At 58.3% G+C, this 18,402-nt stretch carries 17 protein-coding genes, 1 tRNA gene and 1 pseudogene; 8 read left to right on the forward strand and 11 right to left on the reverse strand.

Annotation, left to right across the window (positions count from 1 at the left end):
* Positions 1-50 precede the first annotated feature (50 nt).
* Positions 51-1,397, reverse strand: coding sequence for an LLM class flavin-dependent oxidoreductase (locus tag P775_RS24090; RefSeq protein ID WP_099913371.1), 1,347 nt, complete (start codon positions 1,395-1,397; stop codon positions 51-53).
* Positions 1,398-1,778: 381 nt separating this feature from the next.
* Between P775_RS24090 and P775_RS24095 the strand changes: the two genes are divergently transcribed.
* The 5 genes from P775_RS24095 (at position 1,779) to P775_RS24115 (ending at position 5,165) form a co-directional block, all read left to right on the forward strand.
* Complete coding sequence (locus tag P775_RS24095) at positions 1,779-2,279, forward strand: type III secretion system chaperone family protein (RefSeq protein WP_099913372.1); 501 nt, start codon at positions 1,779-1,781, stop codon at positions 2,277-2,279.
* 81 nt (positions 2,280-2,360) lie between these two features.
* Entirely contained in the window at positions 2,361-3,173 is an 813-nt protein-coding gene (proC, locus tag P775_RS24100; RefSeq protein WP_099913373.1) for a pyrroline-5-carboxylate reductase, read from the forward strand.
* A complete protein-coding gene (locus P775_RS24105) occupies positions 3,166-3,504 on the forward strand; it encodes a tRNA-binding protein (RefSeq protein ID WP_099913374.1) in 339 nt (112 codons plus the stop codon). Before proC ends, P775_RS24105 begins: the two co-directional genes overlap by 8 nt.
* A 141-nt stretch (positions 3,505-3,645) precedes the next feature.
* Positions 3,646-4,776 (forward strand): beta-ketoacyl-ACP synthase III, encoded by a 1,131-nt coding sequence (locus P775_RS24110; RefSeq protein ID WP_099913375.1) that lies wholly within the window; start codon positions 3,646-3,648, stop codon positions 4,774-4,776.
* The gene (locus P775_RS24115; RefSeq protein ID WP_099913376.1) at positions 4,773-5,165 is read left to right on the forward strand and encodes a rhodanese-like domain-containing protein; all 393 of its coding nucleotides are present in this window, start codon (positions 4,773-4,775) and stop codon (positions 5,163-5,165) included. Before P775_RS24110 ends, P775_RS24115 begins: the two co-directional genes overlap by 4 nt.
* Before the next feature lie 113 nt (positions 5,166-5,278).
* On the opposite strand, the gene P775_RS24120 is transcribed toward P775_RS24115, so the two are convergent.
* From P775_RS24120 to P775_RS24130, 3 genes are all read right to left on the reverse strand, one after another.
* Positions 5,279-5,863: a thymidine kinase gene (locus P775_RS24120; RefSeq protein ID WP_099913377.1), complete on the reverse strand. Its 585-nt coding sequence runs from the start codon at positions 5,861-5,863 to the stop codon at positions 5,279-5,281.
* Positions 5,864-5,958: 95 nt separating this feature from the next.
* The gene (gene rimO, locus P775_RS24125; protein WP_099913378.1) at positions 5,959-7,335 is read right to left on the reverse strand and encodes a 30S ribosomal protein S12 methylthiotransferase RimO; all 1,377 of its coding nucleotides are present in this window, start codon (positions 7,333-7,335) and stop codon (positions 5,959-5,961) included.
* Positions 7,336-7,825: 490 nt separating this feature from the next.
* On the reverse strand, positions 7,826-8,443 hold the full coding sequence (locus tag P775_RS24130; RefSeq protein ID WP_099913379.1) for a GcrA family cell cycle regulator: 618 nt from the start codon (positions 8,441-8,443) through the stop codon (positions 7,826-7,828).
* 120 nt (positions 8,444-8,563) lie between these two features.
* Here P775_RS24130 and P775_RS24135 point away from each other — a divergent pair, with 120 nt between their 5' ends.
* Entirely contained in the window at positions 8,564-9,373 is an 810-nt protein-coding gene (locus P775_RS24135; RefSeq protein WP_099913380.1) for an ABC transporter permease, read from the forward strand.
* 62 nt (positions 9,374-9,435) lie between these two features.
* Here the strand turns inward: P775_RS24135 and P775_RS24140 are convergent, their stop codons facing one another.
* The 5 genes from P775_RS24140 to dapF all read right to left on the reverse strand — a co-directional run bounded on the left by P775_RS24140 (position 9,436) and on the right by dapF (position 12,914).
* Entirely contained in the window at positions 9,436-10,128 is a 693-nt protein-coding gene (locus P775_RS24140) for a CDP-alcohol phosphatidyltransferase family protein (protein ID WP_099913381.1), read from the reverse strand.
* Positions 10,129-10,295: 167 nt separating this feature from the next.
* Positions 10,296-10,502, reverse strand: a complete 207-nt coding sequence (locus P775_RS29250; RefSeq protein WP_425439931.1) for a phosphotransferase-like protein — start codon at positions 10,500-10,502, stop codon at positions 10,296-10,298.
* Positions 10,499-10,819, reverse strand: a complete 321-nt coding sequence (locus P775_RS29255; protein WP_245875844.1) for a phosphotransferase-like protein — start codon at positions 10,817-10,819, stop codon at positions 10,499-10,501. Before P775_RS29255 ends, P775_RS29250 begins: the two co-directional genes overlap by 4 nt.
* Positions 10,816-12,084, reverse strand: a complete 1,269-nt coding sequence (mtaB, locus tag P775_RS24150; protein WP_099913382.1) for a tRNA (N(6)-L-threonylcarbamoyladenosine(37)-C(2))-methylthiotransferase MtaB — start codon at positions 12,082-12,084, stop codon at positions 10,816-10,818. Before mtaB ends, P775_RS29255 begins: the two co-directional genes overlap by 4 nt.
* Positions 12,081-12,914: a diaminopimelate epimerase gene (gene dapF, locus P775_RS24155; RefSeq protein WP_099913383.1), complete on the reverse strand. Its 834-nt coding sequence runs from the start codon at positions 12,912-12,914 to the stop codon at positions 12,081-12,083. The genes mtaB and dapF overlap by 4 nt, the downstream gene beginning before the upstream one ends.
* A gap of 138 nt (positions 12,915-13,052) precedes the next feature.
* Between dapF and P775_RS24160 the strand changes: the two genes are divergently transcribed.
* Positions 13,053-13,128: transfer RNA gene (locus tag P775_RS24160), tRNA-Lys, on the forward strand.
* A 679-nt stretch (positions 13,129-13,807) separates the two neighbouring features.
* Here P775_RS24160 and P775_RS24165 read toward each other — a convergent pair.
* Positions 13,808-16,942: a metallophosphoesterase gene (locus P775_RS24165; RefSeq protein WP_180287567.1), complete on the reverse strand. Its 3,135-nt coding sequence runs from the start codon at positions 16,940-16,942 to the stop codon at positions 13,808-13,810.
* Between the two features lie 348 nt (positions 16,943-17,290).
* Between P775_RS24165 and P775_RS29260 the strand changes: the two are divergent.
* Positions 17,291-17,482 (forward strand): annotated as a pseudogene (locus tag P775_RS29260) (hypothetical protein); the annotation flags it as partial.
* Here P775_RS29260 and P775_RS24170 read toward each other — a convergent pair.
* Entirely contained in the window at positions 17,479-18,393 is a 915-nt protein-coding gene (locus P775_RS24170; RefSeq protein ID WP_099913385.1) for a DUF5655 domain-containing protein, read from the reverse strand. The pseudogene P775_RS29260 and the gene P775_RS24170 overlap by 4 nt on opposite strands.
* Positions 18,394-18,402 lie beyond the last annotated feature (9 nt).

Genomic DNA, 18,402 nt, shown 5'->3' on the forward strand with positions numbered 1-18,402 from the left:
TATCCGGTCCCCGAAACGGGCGGTCAGGGCGTCAAGCGCACTTACTCTGCCTAGTTGCGTGCCGCCACGTGGCGGTTGATGGGAAAGGACAGCCCCAGGTTTTCACGCAGGGTTGTGCCCTCGTATTCCTCGCGGAAGAGCCCACGGCGGCGTAGTTCCGGCACCACGAGACGGGTGAAATCCTCAAGGCTGGAAGGCAGCGTCGGACACATCAGGATGAACCCATCCGCCGCCTCGGCCTCGAACCACTCCTGCATGTAATCAGCGACTTCCATGTACGACCCGGTCAGCCCGTTGCCGGTGTGCTGGCGCGCGTAATGGATGATGAGGTCGCGCAAGCTGTGCCCCTGTTCGACGAATTCCTTGACCCCTTCGAACATCGCTACCGATCCCTTGGCCTTTGTCGGCATCCGCTCCATCGGAAAGGGTTTGTCCAGATCCGCGCCGTGCAGGTCGATCTCAAGAAACTCCTGCAGCATCAGCAAGCCGACCTCGGGGTGCATCACATCCACCATTTCCTGCGCGCGCGCCTCGGCCTCTTCGCGCGTCTCGCCCACGTTGATCACGATCCCCGGCATGATCTTGAGGTCTGACGGCTTGCGGCCATACTTGGCCATCCGCCCCTTCACATCCGCATAAAACGCCTTGTTCTTGTCGATGTTCGAAGCCAGCGAAAACACCACCTCGGCAGTGCGCGCCGCGAGTTCCTTGCCCCTCTCGGAGCCGCCAGCCTGCGCGATAACCGGTCGACCCTGCGGCGTGCGGGCGATGTTCAGCGGCCCGCGCACCTGAAAATGTGCCCCCATATGGTCAAGCTGATGCAGCTTGCCCTTGTCGTGATACAGCCCGTTTTCACGGTCAAGCAGCAGCGCGTCATCCTCCCACGAATCCCAAAGACCCAGCACAACATCCAGAAACTCCTCGCCCCGATCATAGCGGTCGCCATGGGCATCCAGCCCCTCACGGTTGTAGTTATACCCGGTCTCATCATGGTCGGATGTCACCACGTTCCAGCAGATCCGCCCGCCCGAGATATGATCGGCAGACGCAAAGAGCCGCGCAATATTATAGGGTTCGTAATAACTGGTCGAGGCGGTGGCGACGAATCCGATACGCGCTGTCACCATCGACAGCGCCGTGATTGCGGTGATCGGCTCAAACCGGTTCATCTTGGTGGGCTGGCGGGCCAGCGCCTCTGGGTGGCCGACGGCAGCGGCGGGGCTGTCGGCAAAGAACATGAAATCAAGGCAGGCCGCCTCGGAAATCTGCGCGATCTTTACCATATGGTCGATGTTGTTCGCCCCGGTCACATCCGATCCGGGATGCAGCCAGGCGGCGGGATGAAAGCCGAAGGTATAGACAAATGTGCCAAGTTTCAGCGTATCGATGCGCGCCATGCTCGCCCTCCAGAATGGGATTTTCGCCGCAGTATGCGCGCCTGCGCCGGGGGGCAAAAGCCGATTTCGACCGCCCTGCCCAAGTGGACGCCGAATTTCAGCGGGAATCGGCATCACTGCTTAAGGGCGCGGCAAGCAGTCCGCCGGAATAGAAACCGCCCACCTACCTTCTGTTGATCCATTAAGGTATTCATACACAACTTATTGCGTTCTCATCCACAAGATATTGCGTTTTCCACAGAAATTTAGCTTTACAGATATGACCCCTGGCAGGCACCATATGTGGTAAGGAATGCGGAAATCCCCGCAGGTCCTTGAGCAGGCACCTAGCGCTTGGGACGCTCTCAGGCCCCTGCGCTACGCAAACAAAAAGGTGGCGTCATGGCATTGTCCGAGCAGTATCTTGAAGACGACATTCACCCGATCGACATCGTCGAGCATCTGGCCGAACATCACGATTGGGACTTTGACCGCATCGCTGACGATCAGATTGCGATGACCGTAGAAGGACAGTGGCGCACCTATTCCATAACCCTCGCTTGGTCCAGCTATGATGAGACCCTGCGCCTGATCTGTACCTTTGAGATGGAGCCGCCAACCGAACGGCTGGGCAACCTGTACGAGGGGCTGAACTCGGTCAACGATCAGTGCTGGACGGGGGCCTTTACCTATTGGGCCGAAGAAAAGCTGATGGTCTATCGCTACGGTCTTGTGCTGTCCGGCGGTCAGGTCGCAGCGCCCGATCAGATCGACACTCTGATCAACGCTGCAGTGACAAATGCCGAACGGTATTACCCGGCATTTCAGCTGATGGTCTATTCCGACCAGACGCCGCGCCAAGCGCTTCAGGTCGCCATTGCAGAAGCCTACGGTCGCGCGTAACTTTTGCCGCACGCAGGTTGAAAAGGATCGGGCGACCGATCCTTTTCGCTTTTGAACCAACCGTAAACGAAGGACAATATCATGCAGGAGAGCGAGATCGCAAAGCGGGGGCTGGTGCTGCTGGGCTGTGGCAAGATGGGCTCGGCCATGCTCGAAGGTTGGCTGGCGCGCGGATTGCCGAAAACATTGGTCTGGGTCATGGACCCCCATCCCAGCGACTGGCTGTCCGCGCAGGGCGTGCGCCTGAACGAGGGCGTGCCAGAAGATCCGGCGGTGGTGCTGATCGCGGTCAAGCCGCAGATGATGGCAGATGCGCTGCCGTCGCTGCAGGCGCTGGGGAATGGCACCACCGTGTTTCTGTCGGTCGCTGCGGGCATTCCGATTGCAACCTTCGAACGGATGCTGGGCGCGCACTCTCCGGTCATCCGCGCAATGCCGAACACACCTGCCGCCGTCGGGCGCGGGATCACCGCGATCATCGGCAATCCGCATGTGAGCGAGGGCGATCTGGACGCCGCCGAGGCCCTGCTGAGCGCCGTGGGCGAGGTTGTGCGGCTTGAGGATGAAAGCCAGATGGACGCTGTGACGGGGGTCAGCGGCTCTGGCCCGGCCTATGTGTTTCACATGATCGAATGCATGGCCGCCGCCGGCGTGGCCGAAGGTCTGTCACCCGAGCTGGCCCTGCAGCTGGCCCGCGCCACGGTGGCGGGTGCCGGGGCGCTTGCCATGAGCGGCGAAGACCCCGGTCAGCTGCGCAAGAATGTCACCAGCCCCAATGGCACGACGCAGGCCGGGCTTGAGGTGCTGATGAACGCAGACACCGGCCTGCCGCCGCTGATGAAGGCGGTTGTGCGTGCGGCCGCAGCACGGTCCAAGGAGCTGGCCAATGGCTGAGATCTCCTTTGATGATTTTCTGAAGGTCGATATCCGGGTCGGTCAGATCGTCCGGGCAGAGCCGTTTCCCGAGGCGCGCAAGCCCGCGATCAAGATGTGGATCGACTTTGGCCCCGAGATCGGGGAGCGCAAGACCTCGGCCCACGTGACGGTGCATTACACGCCCGAGTCGCTGGTCGGCAAACGGGTGATGGCGGTGGTGAACTTTCCCCCGCGCCAGATCGGGCCGGTGAGGTCCGAGGTTCTGGTGCTGGGCGTGCCCGACGCCGAGGGCGCCGTGGTGCTGCTGAGCCCGGATCAGGATGTGCCCCTAGGCGGGCGGATGCACTGACTTCTGACGTTTCGCCCGTGGCGGCGGGCGGATTTTGCGTATTTGGAAAGAGAAGAAGCCGGGGACTGGCGCGGGTCGTGTCACGTCGTGCTTGACCCGTGACTGCGGGTGCGCTGTGGTCGCGGCGACGGAGGAGAGACGATGTATCAGCCAGCCATCACCGGATCGGGTGTGTACACCCCTGAACAGGTGATCACCAATGATGAACTCGTGGTCGCGTTCAACGCCTATGTGGCGCGCTACAATGCCGAAAACGCCGAGGCGATTGCCGCCGGTGCGCTGCGCGCCAAGGGGCCGTCAAGTTCTGAGTTCATCCTGTCCGCCAGCGGGATTGAGCAGCGGTTCGTCATGGACAAGGACGGGGTGCTGGACCCGGACCGGATGTATCCCCGCCTGCGCCAGCGCAGTGATGACGAACCGGGGATCATGGCGGAAATGGCGCTTGAGGCCTGTGGCAAGGCGCTGACAGCGGCGGGGCGACCGGGCGCCGATGTTGATCTGGTGATCTGTGCCGCGTCGAACCACGAACGTGCCTATCCGGCGATCGCGATCGAGATCCAGCAGCTGCTGGGCGCGGGCGGCTTTGGGTTTGACATGAACGTGGCCTGCTCTTCGGCCACCTTTGGCATTCAGGCGGCGGCAGATATGGTGCGGGCGGGATCGGTGCGCTGTGCGCTGGTCGTCTGCCCCGAGATCTGTTCCGGCCATCTGGAGTGGCGCGACAGGGACTGTCATTTCATCTTTGGCGATGTCTGCACGGCGCTGGTGATCGAGCGGGCAGAGGAGGCGCAGGGCGCGCATTTTGTGGTGCGCTCGACCCGCTGCGCGACGCAGTTTTCCAACAACATCCGCAACAACAACGGCTTTCTGCGTCGCACGCGGCCCGATGGGACCAACGACCGGCGCGACATGCAGTTCATGCAGAATGGCCGCAAGGTGTTCAAGGAAGTGCTGCCAATGGTGTCGGCCCATATCGCCGGGCACCTAGAGGCCGAGAGCGTCGGCGCGGATCAGCTGCGCCGCCTCTGGCTGCATCAGGCCAACAAGTCGATGAACGATTTCATCGGGCGCAAGGTGCTGGGGCGCGACCCTGGCCCGGGCGAGCAGCCCAACATCCTGCAGGATTACGCCAATACCTCGTCCGCCGGGTCGATCATCGCCTTTTCCAAATATTGCGAGGATCTGGTGGACGGCGATCTGGGGCTTATCTGCTCATTCGGGGCCGGCTATTCCGTCGGCTCTGTCCTGTTGGAACGAAAGGATGTGGCATGACATTGCGCGTAAAGGATATGGTCGCGGCGGCAGAGACCGAGATTGTGACGCTGCGGGCGGAAGAGGCGAAGGCGCGGCATGGTGCGGCGGATGTGCGGTTCATCGATCTGCGCGACCGGCGCGAGCTGGAGCGTGAAGGACGGATCCCGGGTGCCTTTCACTGCCCGCGCGGCATGCTGGAATTCTGGATCGACCCGGAATCGCCCTATCACAAGCCGATCTTTGCCGAGGATGTGCAGTTCGTGTTCTATTGCGCCAGTGGCTGGCGGTCGGCCCTGTCGGCCAAGACGGCGCAGGATATGGGGCTGGACAAGGTTTCGCATCTGGGCGGTGGGTTCAGCGCCTGGCGCGATTCCGGTCTGCCGGTGGAGCAGGTGACGGCGAAGTAACGCCTTGGCGCGTCACGGGGAACCTTGAAACACGATGGATCACGTTTCGCGGTTGCGCCGCAGGCGAAAGGCCGTGAACACGTGATACATGTATGTCCCGAAACGCCCTGTTCTCAGGCCTCTTCGCCCACCGCTGCACGCCAGTGGCGTCGGCAGAGCGGCACATAGGTTTCATTGCCGCCGATCTGCACCTGCGCGCCCGAGGTCAGCGCATGGCCGGTTTCGTCCTGCCGCACCACCATCGTCGCCTTGCGCCCGCAATGGCAGATGGTGCGCACCTCGCGCAGGTCATCGGCCAGCGCCAGAAGGGTCGCGGAGCCCGGAAACAGCGCGCCCCGGAAATCCACGCGCAGCCCGTAGCACATCACTGGCACGCCGAGATCATCCGCCACGCGCGCCAGCTGCCAGACCTGATCTGGGGTGAGGAACTGCGCCTCGTCCACAAAGATGCAGGCGATGTCCTGCAGGGCCGAGGCTTCCTTGAGCCGGGCAAAAAGCTCGGTGTCCGGGGCAAAGGTTTCAGCGTCGCGGCCAAGGCCGATGCGTGAGCCGATGCGCCCCTGCCCTGCCCGGCTGTCCACAGCGGCGGTCAGCAGAAAGGGCATCATGCCGCGTTCCTCGTAATTATGCGCGGCCTGCAACAGCAGGGTAGATTTTCCCGCATTCATTGTGGAATAGTGAAAATAGAGCTTTGCCATGGCGCCCTCTTGCCGCGCACAAGGTGGCTTGGCAAGACCCCAAGGTTGCCTCTGCCACTCCGGCTTCGCGGGTGCTGTTCAGAACAGGAGATGGATCAGACGAGGCGGCCCCAGAGGTCGTATTCGCCGGCTTCATCCACATCGACCGTCACGATATCCCCGGGTTTCAGGCCTTCATGGCCCGTATCGATGAACAGGTTGCCATCGATTTCGGGCGCATCTGCCATGGTGCGGCAGGTCGCGGCGTCATCTTCGACCAGATCGACAATCACCTGCTGGCGGGTGCCAACCTTGGCCTCAAGCTTGGCCTCGGAAATGGCCTGCGCCTTGGCCATGAAGCGGTCCCAGCGATCCTGCTTGACCTCGTCCGGCACATGATCCTGCAGGGCGTTCGACCGCGCACCGGCGACGTTTTCGTACTGGAAACAGCCGACACGATCCAGCTGCGCCTCATCCATCCAGTCGAGCAGCGTCTGAAATTCGTCTTCGGTTTCACCTGGATAGCCGACGATAAAGGTCGAGCGCAGGGTGATATCGGGGCAGACATCGCGCCATGCAGCGATTTCGTCCAGCGTGCGGGCAGCGGCGGCGGGGCGGGCCATGCGTTTGAGCGTGTCAGGATGGGCGTGCTGGAACGGAATATCGAGATAGGGAAGCACACGACCGCCCGAGGAAGACTGCGCTGCCATCAGCGGGATAAGATCCCTAACATGCGGATAAGGATAGACATAATGCATCCGCACCCAGGCGCCCAGCTGGCCGAGTTCGCGGGTGAGGTCGAGGATGGGGGCTTTGGAATCGCGGTCTTTCCAGTCGGTGCCGTAGGCGGAGGTGTCCTGAGAGATGACCAGCAGCTCTTTCACCCCTGATTCGACCAGCTTTTCCGCCTCGCGCAGGACGGCGCGCTGGGGGCGGGATTGCAGACGTCCACGCATGTCGGGGATGATGCAGAACTTGCATTTGTGGTTACAGCCCTCGGAAATCTTGAGGTAGCTGTAGTGGCGCGGGGTCAGCTTCACCCCCGCCGCAGGCATCAGATCAATGAAGGGATCGGGCGACGGCGGCACGGCCAGATGCACGGCGTCCAGCACCTGTTCATACTGATGCGGGCCGGTCACGGCGAGGATGCGGGGATGATGTTCGCGGATGTAATCTGGCTCTGCCCCCAAGCAACCCGTTACAATCACACGACCATTTTCGGCCAGCGCCTCGCCTATTGCCTCAAGGCTTTCGGCCTTGGCACTATCCAGAAAGCCGCAGGTGTTGACGATCACCGCATCGGCGCCGGCGTAATCGGCGGAGATTCCGTAGCCCTCGGCGCGCAGCCGGGTGAGGATACGTTCAGAGTCCACCAGCGCCTTGGGACAGCCGAGCGAGACCATCCCGATCGAGGGCTGGCCCGCGCGTCGGTCGGACGGCAGGGTGGCTTTGGGGGCAAGGTCGGGGCGCAGATTCGGCGGGTTCTGGGACATGGCTCCTCATAGCGGCAGCTTTGAGCGCCGGAAAGGGTTTGTTGCGGGGCGCCGCAAAACCCGGGCTGGAAACCGTATGGATTGCGTATGGAAAGCGTATGGCTAGGGTAGGGGTGTGGTGTGGTGTGTGAGGGATTTGGGGACAGATGGCGGAGATTTGGCGACAGAGTTTGGCCGATGTGAAGAAAAAGCGCCCTTGGTCCAAAGCTGAAAAAAACTAATTGCTCAGGCGAAAACTGGTCGCGTTGTTTTGGGCAATGGAGTTCGACCGCACCGTCAAAGGATCGGGGAATTTGGGGGGCCATCGGCTATTGGGCGCGGATGCCGGTGCAGATGGCTGGTTGAATCATCACCGCCGTGGGTGCGGCGGCGCTGGCCGGGTTGGTTGGGCGGAAGGATTGAAGATCAGCCGTCCCCTTCCCCTCACGCCACAAAAAAGGACGCGCCGTGAATGCGCGCCCTTCCAGAATTTCGATAGAGGGGCCGGTCCCTAGCGGCGGCGGTCGCGTCTTGCCGACATGGGTTGGAAGGCGACGCCGACATGGGCTTCGCAATAGGGTTTGCCCTGTTGCACGGGCAGGCCGCAGAACCAGAAGTGCTCGGTCGCAGGGTCACCCACGGGCCATTTGCAGGTGCGCTCGGTCAGCTCCATCAGGGTAAGCTTTTTCGCCTTCTTCTCGATCTCGTTCACCTTGGCGAGGGCCTCGGGGCTGATTTCGTTGGCAGAGGGCTGCGGCGGCAGGGGCTGGCCGGCCGGAATGATCGCACGGCGCGCAGGCGGCTGGGCGGATTTGGTTTCAAGCACAGGCTCGGTCGATACCGGGCGGGCGCTTTCGGTCTTGGGCTGGGGGATTTTAGGCTTCGCTTCTGGTTTGGGGGTTGCTGGTTTTGCGCGTGCTTCCACCTGGGGCTGTTCTGTCGGGGGCGGGGCTGTCGGGGCTGCGGGCGCGGGATCCGCGCCGACGCGGTTGGACAGGCCCAGCCGGTGCACCTTGCCGATCACCGCATTGCGGGTGACCCCGCCAAGTTCCTTGGCGATCTGACTGGCGGACTGACCTTCACCCCACATCTTTTTCAGCTGCTCTACGCGTTCGTCGGTCCAGGACATGGGAGTTCCTTACTGAAAAAGCGGCCACGCTGGCGGGCCGCCTGAAAATTCCGTATGAGGTCCTATTCTAATCACTCCACCCCGAGTTACAAGCGGGTGAGTCCATGAGGAGCAGACGATATGCACGAATCCGCCCCCTATCCGCAAGGAACACGCCGCTTTGGCCGGGTCAACTGGCTGGGTCTGTACACACTGGCGCGGCGCGAGGTGATGCGGTTCAGTTCGGTCTGGACGCAGACGCTGCTGGCGCCGCTGGTGACGGCGGGGCTGTTTCTGCTGATTTTCACCATCGCCATCGGGCCGACGCGGGGGGATGTGATGGGGGTGGCGTTCACCACGTTCATCGCGCCGGGCATCCTGATGATGACGGTGATCCAGAATGCGTTTGCCAATACCTCATCCTCGATCGTGATTTCCAAGGTGCAGGGCAATATCGTTGACACGCTGATGCCACCGCTGAGCGGGGGTGAGCTGGTGCTGGGGTATCTGGCGGGCGGTGTGGCGCGGGGGCTGTTCGTGGCGGTGGCGCTGGCGGCGGTGCTGGGGTTTGCGCTGGGGATCGTGCCGGCGCATCCGTTTGTGGCGCTGGTGTTCGTGATCCTGGGCGCGGCGTTCATGTCGTCGCTGGGGTTGCTGGCGGGGATCTATGCCAACAAGTTCGACCAGATGGCGGCGATCACCAACTTCCTGGTCACACCTTTGGCGTTCCTGTCGGGCACGTTCTATTCGGTTCAGGCGCTGCCGCCGGTGCTGCGCGAGATCACGCATTTCAACCCGATCTTCTATCTGATCGACGGGGTGCGTTATGGGATGATCGGTGTGTCCGATTCCTCGCCCCTGCTGGGGTTCTGCGTGGCGCTGGCGGCGACGCTGGCGATACTGGGTGTTGCCTGGCAGATGTTCCGCACCGGGTACCGGCTGAAGGCCTGACGTCTGGTCCGGGCGGGGCTATCCCCCCTGCCCGATCCCCCTGTCCAGCCACATTGTGCGGATCAGCGGCGCGCGGGGATCAGCTGCTGCAGGATGCCGACCGAGATCAGGTAGACCGAGGTCACGACCAGCCCCCAATGTGCCCAGCTTTGGGGGTGGAAATCGACCCAGGCGGCCCAGCCGGCGAAAAACGTCCAGGCAATGGCCATGGGCAGGGACACGCCCCGCCAGCGTTCCGTGCGCACCGGGTGGATGAATTTCAGCGGCAGGAACATCGTGACGGCAAGCACGCCCACCACCGCGAGGATGATCCAGAAATTTGGCGTCAGCGCGAACATCACCAGCACCAGCATGTTCCAGCAGCCCGGAAAGCCCTGAAAGGAATTGTCAGAGGTTTTCATGCGGTTGTCGGCAAAATACATGGCACTGGCAAAGGTGATCAGGATGATCGCCACCCAGCCTGTCCAGCCCGGCAGCAGCCCTGACTGGAACAGCGCAAAGGCCGGGATGAAGACATAGGTCAGATAGTCGATGATCAGATCCAGCAGCACGCCATCAAAGCGCGGTGCGTTGGTTTTCACATCGTATTTGCGCGCCATCGGTCCGTCGATGCCGTCGACGAAAAACGCCACCACCAGCCAGAGGAACATGATGGACCATTTTCCCTGTGCCGCCGCCAGAAGGGCAAGCATGGCAAAGACCGCGCCCGTGGCGGTCAGGAGATGGACGGTGAGGGCTTTGGTCTGTGCGGTCATCGAACTGTCATGGACACTTTTTGCGCGGCTTGCAAACCGGATATAGGTCGCGAGGGCGTACCTTCACGGGGGTGTGCACATTTTGCACAGGACTGCGCCTGCGGCACGGGCGGAATTTTGCGTATTTGGAAAGAGAAGAAGCCGGGGTCTGCGCAAGGGGCCCGCACTCAGGCGGTGAAGAAGGCTGAGCGCGGGCGTGGATCTGCAAGAGCGTTGAGGATAAGGTGCGCGTTGCCCTTAGGGTCGGCGGTACCGTCAAGCGTGATGTCGTAGCGCAGACCGCTGTGGATTTTGGCGTGATCCTGCAGGGCAGAGCCAAGGGGGCGGTCGCCGCGCGCCGTTTCACGCTGTGTCAGCGTTTCCGGCGGGGTCAACAGGGCGACGAACAGCACGTCGAAGGGGGCGAAGGCCGTCTGGAGCTGTGCGTGCCAGCCCGGCGTGTCAAGGATGTGTCCACGATCAGGTCATTGCCCGCCTCGGCAAAGGCCGCCATGGCGCGGTGCATCCCGTCAAAGACCGCGGGCCGTGCGGCGGCCCAATCCGGATAGGCCTTGGGATCGAGCGCGCCGCTGTCACGGAAGTGATCCAGCGAGAGGTGGAGGAAGGGACGCCCTGCGCTGGCGCGAATCGCGCGGGTCAGTGTCGATTTCCCGCTGCTGGAGGCGCCGTGCAGGAAGAGGATCAGCGTCATGCCAGCAGGTGAGTTGCGTGCGCGCCGGTGATTGTGGCGGTGACGATCTGGCCTTCGGTCTGGGGGATTGCGAAATGCACCTCGGTGAATTGTTCGGTGCGGCCCATGTCGGGGGATTCCATCAGGATGTGATGCGTGCGGCCGATCTGTGCAGCGAGGTGCCGCAGCACCTGTTGATCGCCGACGGCGCGCAGGCGGGCGGCGCGTTTCTTGATCGCGGCGCCGTTGACGGCGGGCATGCGGGCGGCGGGGGTACCTTGCCGGGCGCTGTAGGGGAAGACGTGCAGCCAGGTGAGGTCACAGTCCTCGACCAGTTTCAGGGAGTTTTCGAAATGAGCCTCGGTCTCGGTCGGGAAACCGGCGATGATATCGGCGCCAAAGGTCATGTCGGGGCGCAGTTTGCGCGCCTCCTGGGCAAAGCGGATGGCATCGTCGCGCAGGTGGCGGCGTTTCATCCGTTTCAGGATCAGGTCGTCGCCGTGTTGCAAGCTCAGGTGCAGATGCGGCATCAGGCGGGATTCGGTGGCGATGGCCTGCAGAAGGTTTTCATCGACCTCAATCGAATCGATGCTGCTGATCCGCAGGCGCGGCAGGTCGGGCACCAGCTTCAGGATACGCATCACCAGATCACCGAGTTTCGGCGTCGCGGGCAGGTCCGCACCCCAGGAGGTCAGGTCGACGCCGGTGAGGACGACCTCGTTAAAGCCCTTGTCCACGAGGCGTTTGATCTGATCCACCACCACGCCTGCGGGGACGGACCGGGAATTGCCGCGCCCGAAGGGGATGATGCAGAAGGTGCAGCGGTGATCGCAGCCGTTCTGGACCTGCACATAGGCGCGGGAGCGGGTGCCGAAGCCGTCGATCAGGTGGCCGGCGGTTTCGGTGACGGACATGATGTCATCGACCATCACCTTTTCCGTCTGGCCGATGAAATCGGTGGCCAGCGTCTGCCAGGTGGCCGGGGTCATCTTTTCGGTATTGCCGATGACGGCGTCGACCTCTGACATCGCCTTGAAGGTTTCAGGTTCGGTCTGGGCGGCGCAGCCGGTGACGATCAGGCGGGCGTCGGGATTTTCGCGGCGCAGGCGGCGGATTTCCTGACGGGCCTTGCGCACCGCTTCGGCTGTCACAGCGCAGGTGTTGATGACCACGGCGTTGGTCATGCCTGATTCGGCGGCAAGCGCCTTCATCGCCTCGGTCTCATACGCATTCAGGCGGCAGCCCAAAGTCGCAAAAACCGGTGTGGTGACTTTGGGCGCGCTCATAGCGTGGCCAGCCAGTCAGGGGTGAGCGTGCCCGAGGCGACGTGCATCGACGCCCCGGTCATCCAGACACCATCGTCGCGCCAGTCGATCATCAGTGTGCCGCCATCAAGGTCGATCTGCACCCTTCGCCCGGTGAGGCCGCGGCGTGCGGCAGCCACCGCCGTGGCGCAGGAGGAGGAGCCGGAGGAGAGGGTGACGCCAACGCCGCGTTCCCAGACGCGCATGCGCAGGTGGTCCGGCCCGATCAGCGAGGCGACCTGTACATTGGTGCGCTGAGGATACAGCGGGTGGTGTTCATAGCGCGGTCCGAACTGGTCAAGCACAACCGCCTCTGCATCCGGCACAAAGAAGGTGCAGTGCGGATTGCCCATGCCGGTGGCGGTGGGGCCACCCTCGATGGGCAGTTCAAGGGTATCCATCGCCTCGGCCAGCGGGATCTCGGCCCAGTCAAGCTGTGGATGGCCCATGTTGACCGAGGTAAGGCCGTTGCCCGCATCCACGGCCTGCAGGGTGCCGCGGTCGGTGATCAGGGTCAGCCTCCCCTGCCCTGTCTCGTTCATGATATGACGCGCGATGCAGCGGGTGGCATTGCCACAAGCGGCAGAGGTCGACCCGTCGGCATTGTAAAACGTCAGATGCGCATCGCCACGGTCGCTGGGCGTGATCAGGGCGAGCTGGTCGAACCCGATGCCCCGGTGCCGGTCGGCCAGCGCAATGGCAAGCGCTGGCGTCACGGCGATGTCGCGCGCGCGCGCGTCCAGCACGACAAAGTCGTTGCCCAGCCCGTGCATCTTCATGAAGGGCAAACCAGAGGTATCCTGCGTGTTCATGGCCGCGCCTATACGCCTTGTGGGGGCGTCTTTCCAGTGGGCTCGCAGCGGCTGACGCTAGGGCCGTTACAAGTTGGTCATAAAATGCACTTTTGGGGGTTGACCCGCCCCGCCAGTATTTCTAGACAGCCGCCTAGTGGGCCGGTAGCTCAGTTGGTAGAGCAACTGACTTTTAATCAGTAGGTCTCGGGTTCGGATCCCGACCGGCTCACCACTTTTTCTAATGTAAGACGACACTAGGTTTGTCGCTTACGACAGGAATTTGGTGTTTTTCGACATTGGGATTATTGCTTCAAGCTCAATCTGTCGCGCTCTTGAAATATATGCCGCTTCAAATCTGTGAACGCTTCGCACGACGGTCCCTGCCGTTCTGGTTCAGGCACCATAAGCGCGGCCGTTAGCTGCGAATGCTCGATTTGTTGCATAGCCTTGAAGGCTTCAGGGAAGCGTGCATTCGCTGCGCCGCTCTCGAACAGCAGCAACGCGCAGAAAGCCGTCGGTGCAAAGTTGCGAACCGTGGCCGCCCTCAGTGACTTGAACGGCCCTTAGCGGACCTTGGCCATCCGATCAGAATGCTACGGTGCGGCCCGTCGAAGCGGTCATTCATCTATGCATCAGCACTTTATCTTCGTTGTGGGATAGCCTGATAATTCTCTAAAATACTACGACATAGTTCTACGAACCATCTTTGTCCTAAGTTCGATGGCCAATTCGTGTCTTGCATCGGGAAGGCCTATTGTGAATGACCTACCAACACAGCGTTGATCCGCACCGAATAGTAGACACTATCCCTACTGCTTTTACTCTCAAGTTCTAGGCCGTGCGTTTCGCTCAACTTAGTGAGATACCTAATTTCGGCAGACTTTTTTCTATTCAACCTCCAGATAAATGAACTATGACGAAACAAATTCAGGAGATTTCCTTTTTTGATTTTGATCTTCAAAAACCCTCCAAAGCGCAGAATGACATCTATCGAACAAATTAAATAGACGTTCGTTATACAGATAGTGATATGCTTCGATTAGCCGGGTCCTCTCGCCATTGCTAAGCAATGAAATTTGCCCTATTCCCTCTGCAAGATCAACAATTGCGCGAGCGGAGTTGTAGGCATCTCCCTTTAGCGCTGAGTTCTGCAACACCGCACGAATGAGGTTATCCACGTTCTCGCCGTTGTTTCGACCAATCTCAGCAACTTTAAATCGAATGTTCGCTGCTACAACGTGGTTCTGCTTTGCTTCAGCACGCTGCAATAGACGGCTAAGTACCTTCAACATTTCAGTCTTATCTTCTATTTGCTCAGCAAGTATAATTTCGGCATGAAGTGCAGGTGCAGTTCCTCGAGATATTGAAATTGTCTGCTTGGCTGCCTCCGCAGCAGCTAATATATCTCCTTGACTTTCAAAACAAAGAGCTAATCCCAATTTGGCTTGTTGCTTTTGTGGTTTGTTTAGCAATTCGTAATTCAGTGAATCAAAAATCACTTGTGCATCTGTAGTGCGACCCATCATACGCAAGGCCCGCGCCTGTTCGTACCTTATGAAATTTAGATCAGCGCCCAAATCAGCCGTTTCGCCGATTAAACCAATTATGTCTTCACATAGGAGATTGGCGCTACGGTAGTGAGAGCCGGCTTTTAGCTTTGAAATAAAAGATGTTGCAAGTAGCACAGCCGCTTTTATATCCAATAAATTGGATGTAGCAAGCGCTCGCCTTAACGCACGAAAAATCAACGCGTTCGCATTAACCAATTCATGGTTGCTAACTACGGCTAGCCGAACACGTTTTGATAATTTTGATTTGCTTATTTCTCCAGTTTTCCAATCGCTGCCAAAAAATAGATTTAGGGCCATTACGTCAATTTCTTTTGCCCTGGTCTGTTCTGTAATTTCACGGACATAGTCTCTAACTGGCCGAGGAACTGAAACAACTTTTCGAGTAGATGCATCTTGAACACCATCCAAAAAAGCCAAGCTATTCATGTCTATGAGTGAACGCTCATGCAAAATGCGAGCGTGTATCGGTCCAATCGGATGTGGCCCCAAGAACCGCTTCAAATTTACTAACTGTTCACCGCGTGGGAGCGCAGACAAAGCAAGTAGTAACTGATACGCGCGACCAACAGCATCATCATCAGATAGCTGCATATCTCTTATTGTCGCAACTAAAGCGGCGGGCGCGTCCGTTTTCGTTTCTTGGTTGTCTGAAAAATCTGGATCCATACGTAGGAGATCATCAATCGACATAAACTCGAGATCCCGCAAAGCTGCATCTACTCTGGATGGAACGCCATCTGTGTGGCGGTACAGAATAGAAGCGTGTGATGGCTTTCCGTATGCATCACTTCCAAATTCGCTTTCTACAACATACGTAGCCAAATCTGGCTCATCAAGTGGTTTGAGTTCGACAACAGAGATGGTAGCTTTACGAGGCAACTTTCGACATCTAATTGCTAGAAAAGCTTCGGGCGCAAAATCCGATATGGTTTGGCAAAACTCTTCTATGTCTGAAGTAAGGGCCTTTTCAACGTGCATTGTGGTAGTTGCATCAACATCATCAAGCACCAAAACAGATGGCCCGACAATGGACAAAGACTCACACATGCTTTGAAATGTAGCACCATAAGTATTTCTGAAACTGTCAAAGAACGCATCTCTGTCTTGATAGGCACTCATGTCTATAAAGAAAATATTTTCTGGGCGCACATTCAAATCGACGACAATAGACGAAAGAAACCCGCTCAGGCCCATCCCCCAGTCCGAAGCTAACCATACTGCACGATCTTGCTTTAATGACTTTACGCAAAGTTCTTGCTCCAAATGTCGGACCTTCGCATGCGCTTTTGCAGAGCTGGGACTTTGCCTCAGAATTTCAATATCAAAATCGCTTTCCATATTTAGTTCTATGGGATTTTGCTCTTGAGTTATTATTTCAATAGGTGCGGCCTCATCAAAAGTGGGCGCATTTTTCCCTATATAGGAAATTGAAAAACTACCAGACACATCATCTAGGTCTTGAGTATTGTCCTGCACCATTTTCATAGTACCGTTGGCCATCTGCTCCAATATTCGGGGCCAGCTCTTAAAAACACGACTGGCCCCATTTAGGCAAATCTCATTCAAGGAATATCCTTGAATTCGATCTGATCGATTGTTGCCATAGTGCTGAAGACCAAAGAGTGACGCGGCTTGGCTTTCAATTTTACTTTTGCCGCCACCGACCGTTGACGATCTAGTAATTGGATCATGCATGTGTCCAAAAAGATGCAGATCATATCGCCCTGCTGGAAAAACGTCATTGTCCCATGTGCTGGGTGAGTTCGTTCTCAACCAGCTAGCTGGTTGATGAGTGACTAAAAGGTTGATTTCTTGCTTTTCAACCCATTCACCGGCATTTTTCCCTGTTATTGCATGGAGTTGGCGGACGTCGACATGCAGCTCACCCTCATAGTTGCTTCCACTGAGTTGCAACCACGTTGAGTTGAGTGCATTTACGCCAACTTTGCACTGTCCGTTGTCGATTACGTATGATGCATCGCCGGGCAAAATACCCTCTATTTCGGGCTTTGCATGAGTGCCAGAGTCTATTGCGCTCGTCACCCATGACGAGTAATTCTTAAACACTTTTTTGAGAAAAGTGTCATATTTGCGATCTCGCTTCCAGAAAGCGTTTCTAAAAGGCTCGTGGCTCCAATATTGAGTAAAGGCAATTGCTTCTGGTACTGTGACCTTTGGTCGTTCAAGATCATGATTGCCGGGAATCGTGATAATTTGGGGTCTGTTTTGGGTTTGCTCAATATGATCCAAGATTTTGGTTATTACTTGATCAAAATTACGAAACTCAGCCACAAGTCCTTTGTTGACCATATCCCCCGAGAACACGATTAAATCCACTGGACCGGACCGGTTCAAAAGGCTTGTTAGGTCTTTTAGAAAAACTTCATTCACTCGCGGCCAGAGTTCATCCAAATTACTTGCGCCAATATGCAGGTCACTAAGATGCAGCCACCGAAAATACTTAGCTTTGGTCACATCATCCCCTATCTAGCGATCAACAACTTTGATTTACCTTGGCTAAGGGTGGTTGGACATGCAACCTTCGGTAACTAAAAATGTGTCTTGTATCGTATATTGCGGTTGTAACGCCTTTGCGCAATGATTCCTGAGCTTCCAAAAGTGTCTGCTTTGATCATCTGCGTTTGATCACTCTTAGCCGCAGCGGATGTCTCCTTTCCGCCCTTCGTGTCAGATGCTGCATCTGCAAAGCCGAAGCGTGTGACCGGCAAGTTTGAGCTGCCTACCGCCTCGCGCTGCAAGCCGAGGCGGCTTACAGCGCGAGGTTCTGTGGGCGTCAAAATACAATGACCGCCCGATCTGACAAAACGGCGTGGATACAATCTCCCAAGCCGCGTCGAGGCAAAGATGGACTGTGTGAAACTGCTGGGGCAGCGCCTCATGGCGCAGGACTTCGATATTCAAGCTGCTGAAACCCAGATGAAATACCGGGTCTGGAAGGGAATTTCGGACCTGCCCCAGTCCGCCATGGTGAGCACGAGGGTTTTGCCCATTTAGGAATCTCCGTAGCTGCGTTCGATCAGAGGCATAGCGCGCTCAAGATCGTCAGCAGTCGTCAAGGCAATCTCCAAATCGCCGGTGCCAAAGTGGCCCACTTTTGATACATCCCGCGTGAACCCGGGCTCTATCTTCACGGTGGACGGGTCGACTTTGACGAAAACGAGTATCTTGTTTGCCGTCGGTCGAAATTCCACGCAGGCGAAATTCTTGATCCGCTTGAACGCGATATAAAGCTGCAATGTTGTTTCCTGTACGTCGTCGCCCAGTGCCACCAGGTAGGCACGGAGCGCTTCGAACCTGTCGATCATGCTTGCGTCCAGCTCTGCCATGACTGTGCTGATCGTTTTCTGTTTTCCAGACACAGTCACTGCACCATTGCCCAAGCCTCCAAGGCCCACCAAACCTTTCACAGACGTCGCCGCCACAAGGTCAAGCATCAGCAAGTCACCTCCAAAGCGGCGATACCGGATCAACTCGATATTGCGCTGGATTTGTTTGACGGCGTGATCGTCATAGCGGTTGAAATCACCGGCGATGCAGATCAGTCGCGGGGCGGACCAGTCGACGGCATCGGCCGCGTCTTTGCCCAGCTTTTCCAGCACCAGCCACTGAAAATCCTTCCGGTGGTCCATAAGCCAGTCAAGATAGAAGAGGCCCTGATTGATCACGTTCTCATTCGAGGCGCGCTTGTATTCCAAGATCACCGGGCAGCCATTTTCATCAAGGCCCAGCGTGTCGATCCGCCCACCATGGGTGGTGGTGAATTCGGTGGCGAGGAATCTGACGCCCAAAAGTGCCTCGAGGTTCGTTTCAAACAGGATTTGAACCGATCTTTCGACGGTATCTGTAGTGCCGGTCAGTTCGGTGACGGCGTTCGAGGCTATACGGAAGAGTTTGATATCACTCATTTTTACATT

It is taken from the genome of Puniceibacterium antarcticum, assembly GCF_002760615.1.
In the GTDB taxonomy this organism is placed as follows: domain Bacteria; phylum Pseudomonadota; class Alphaproteobacteria; order Rhodobacterales; family Rhodobacteraceae; genus Puniceibacterium; species Puniceibacterium antarcticum.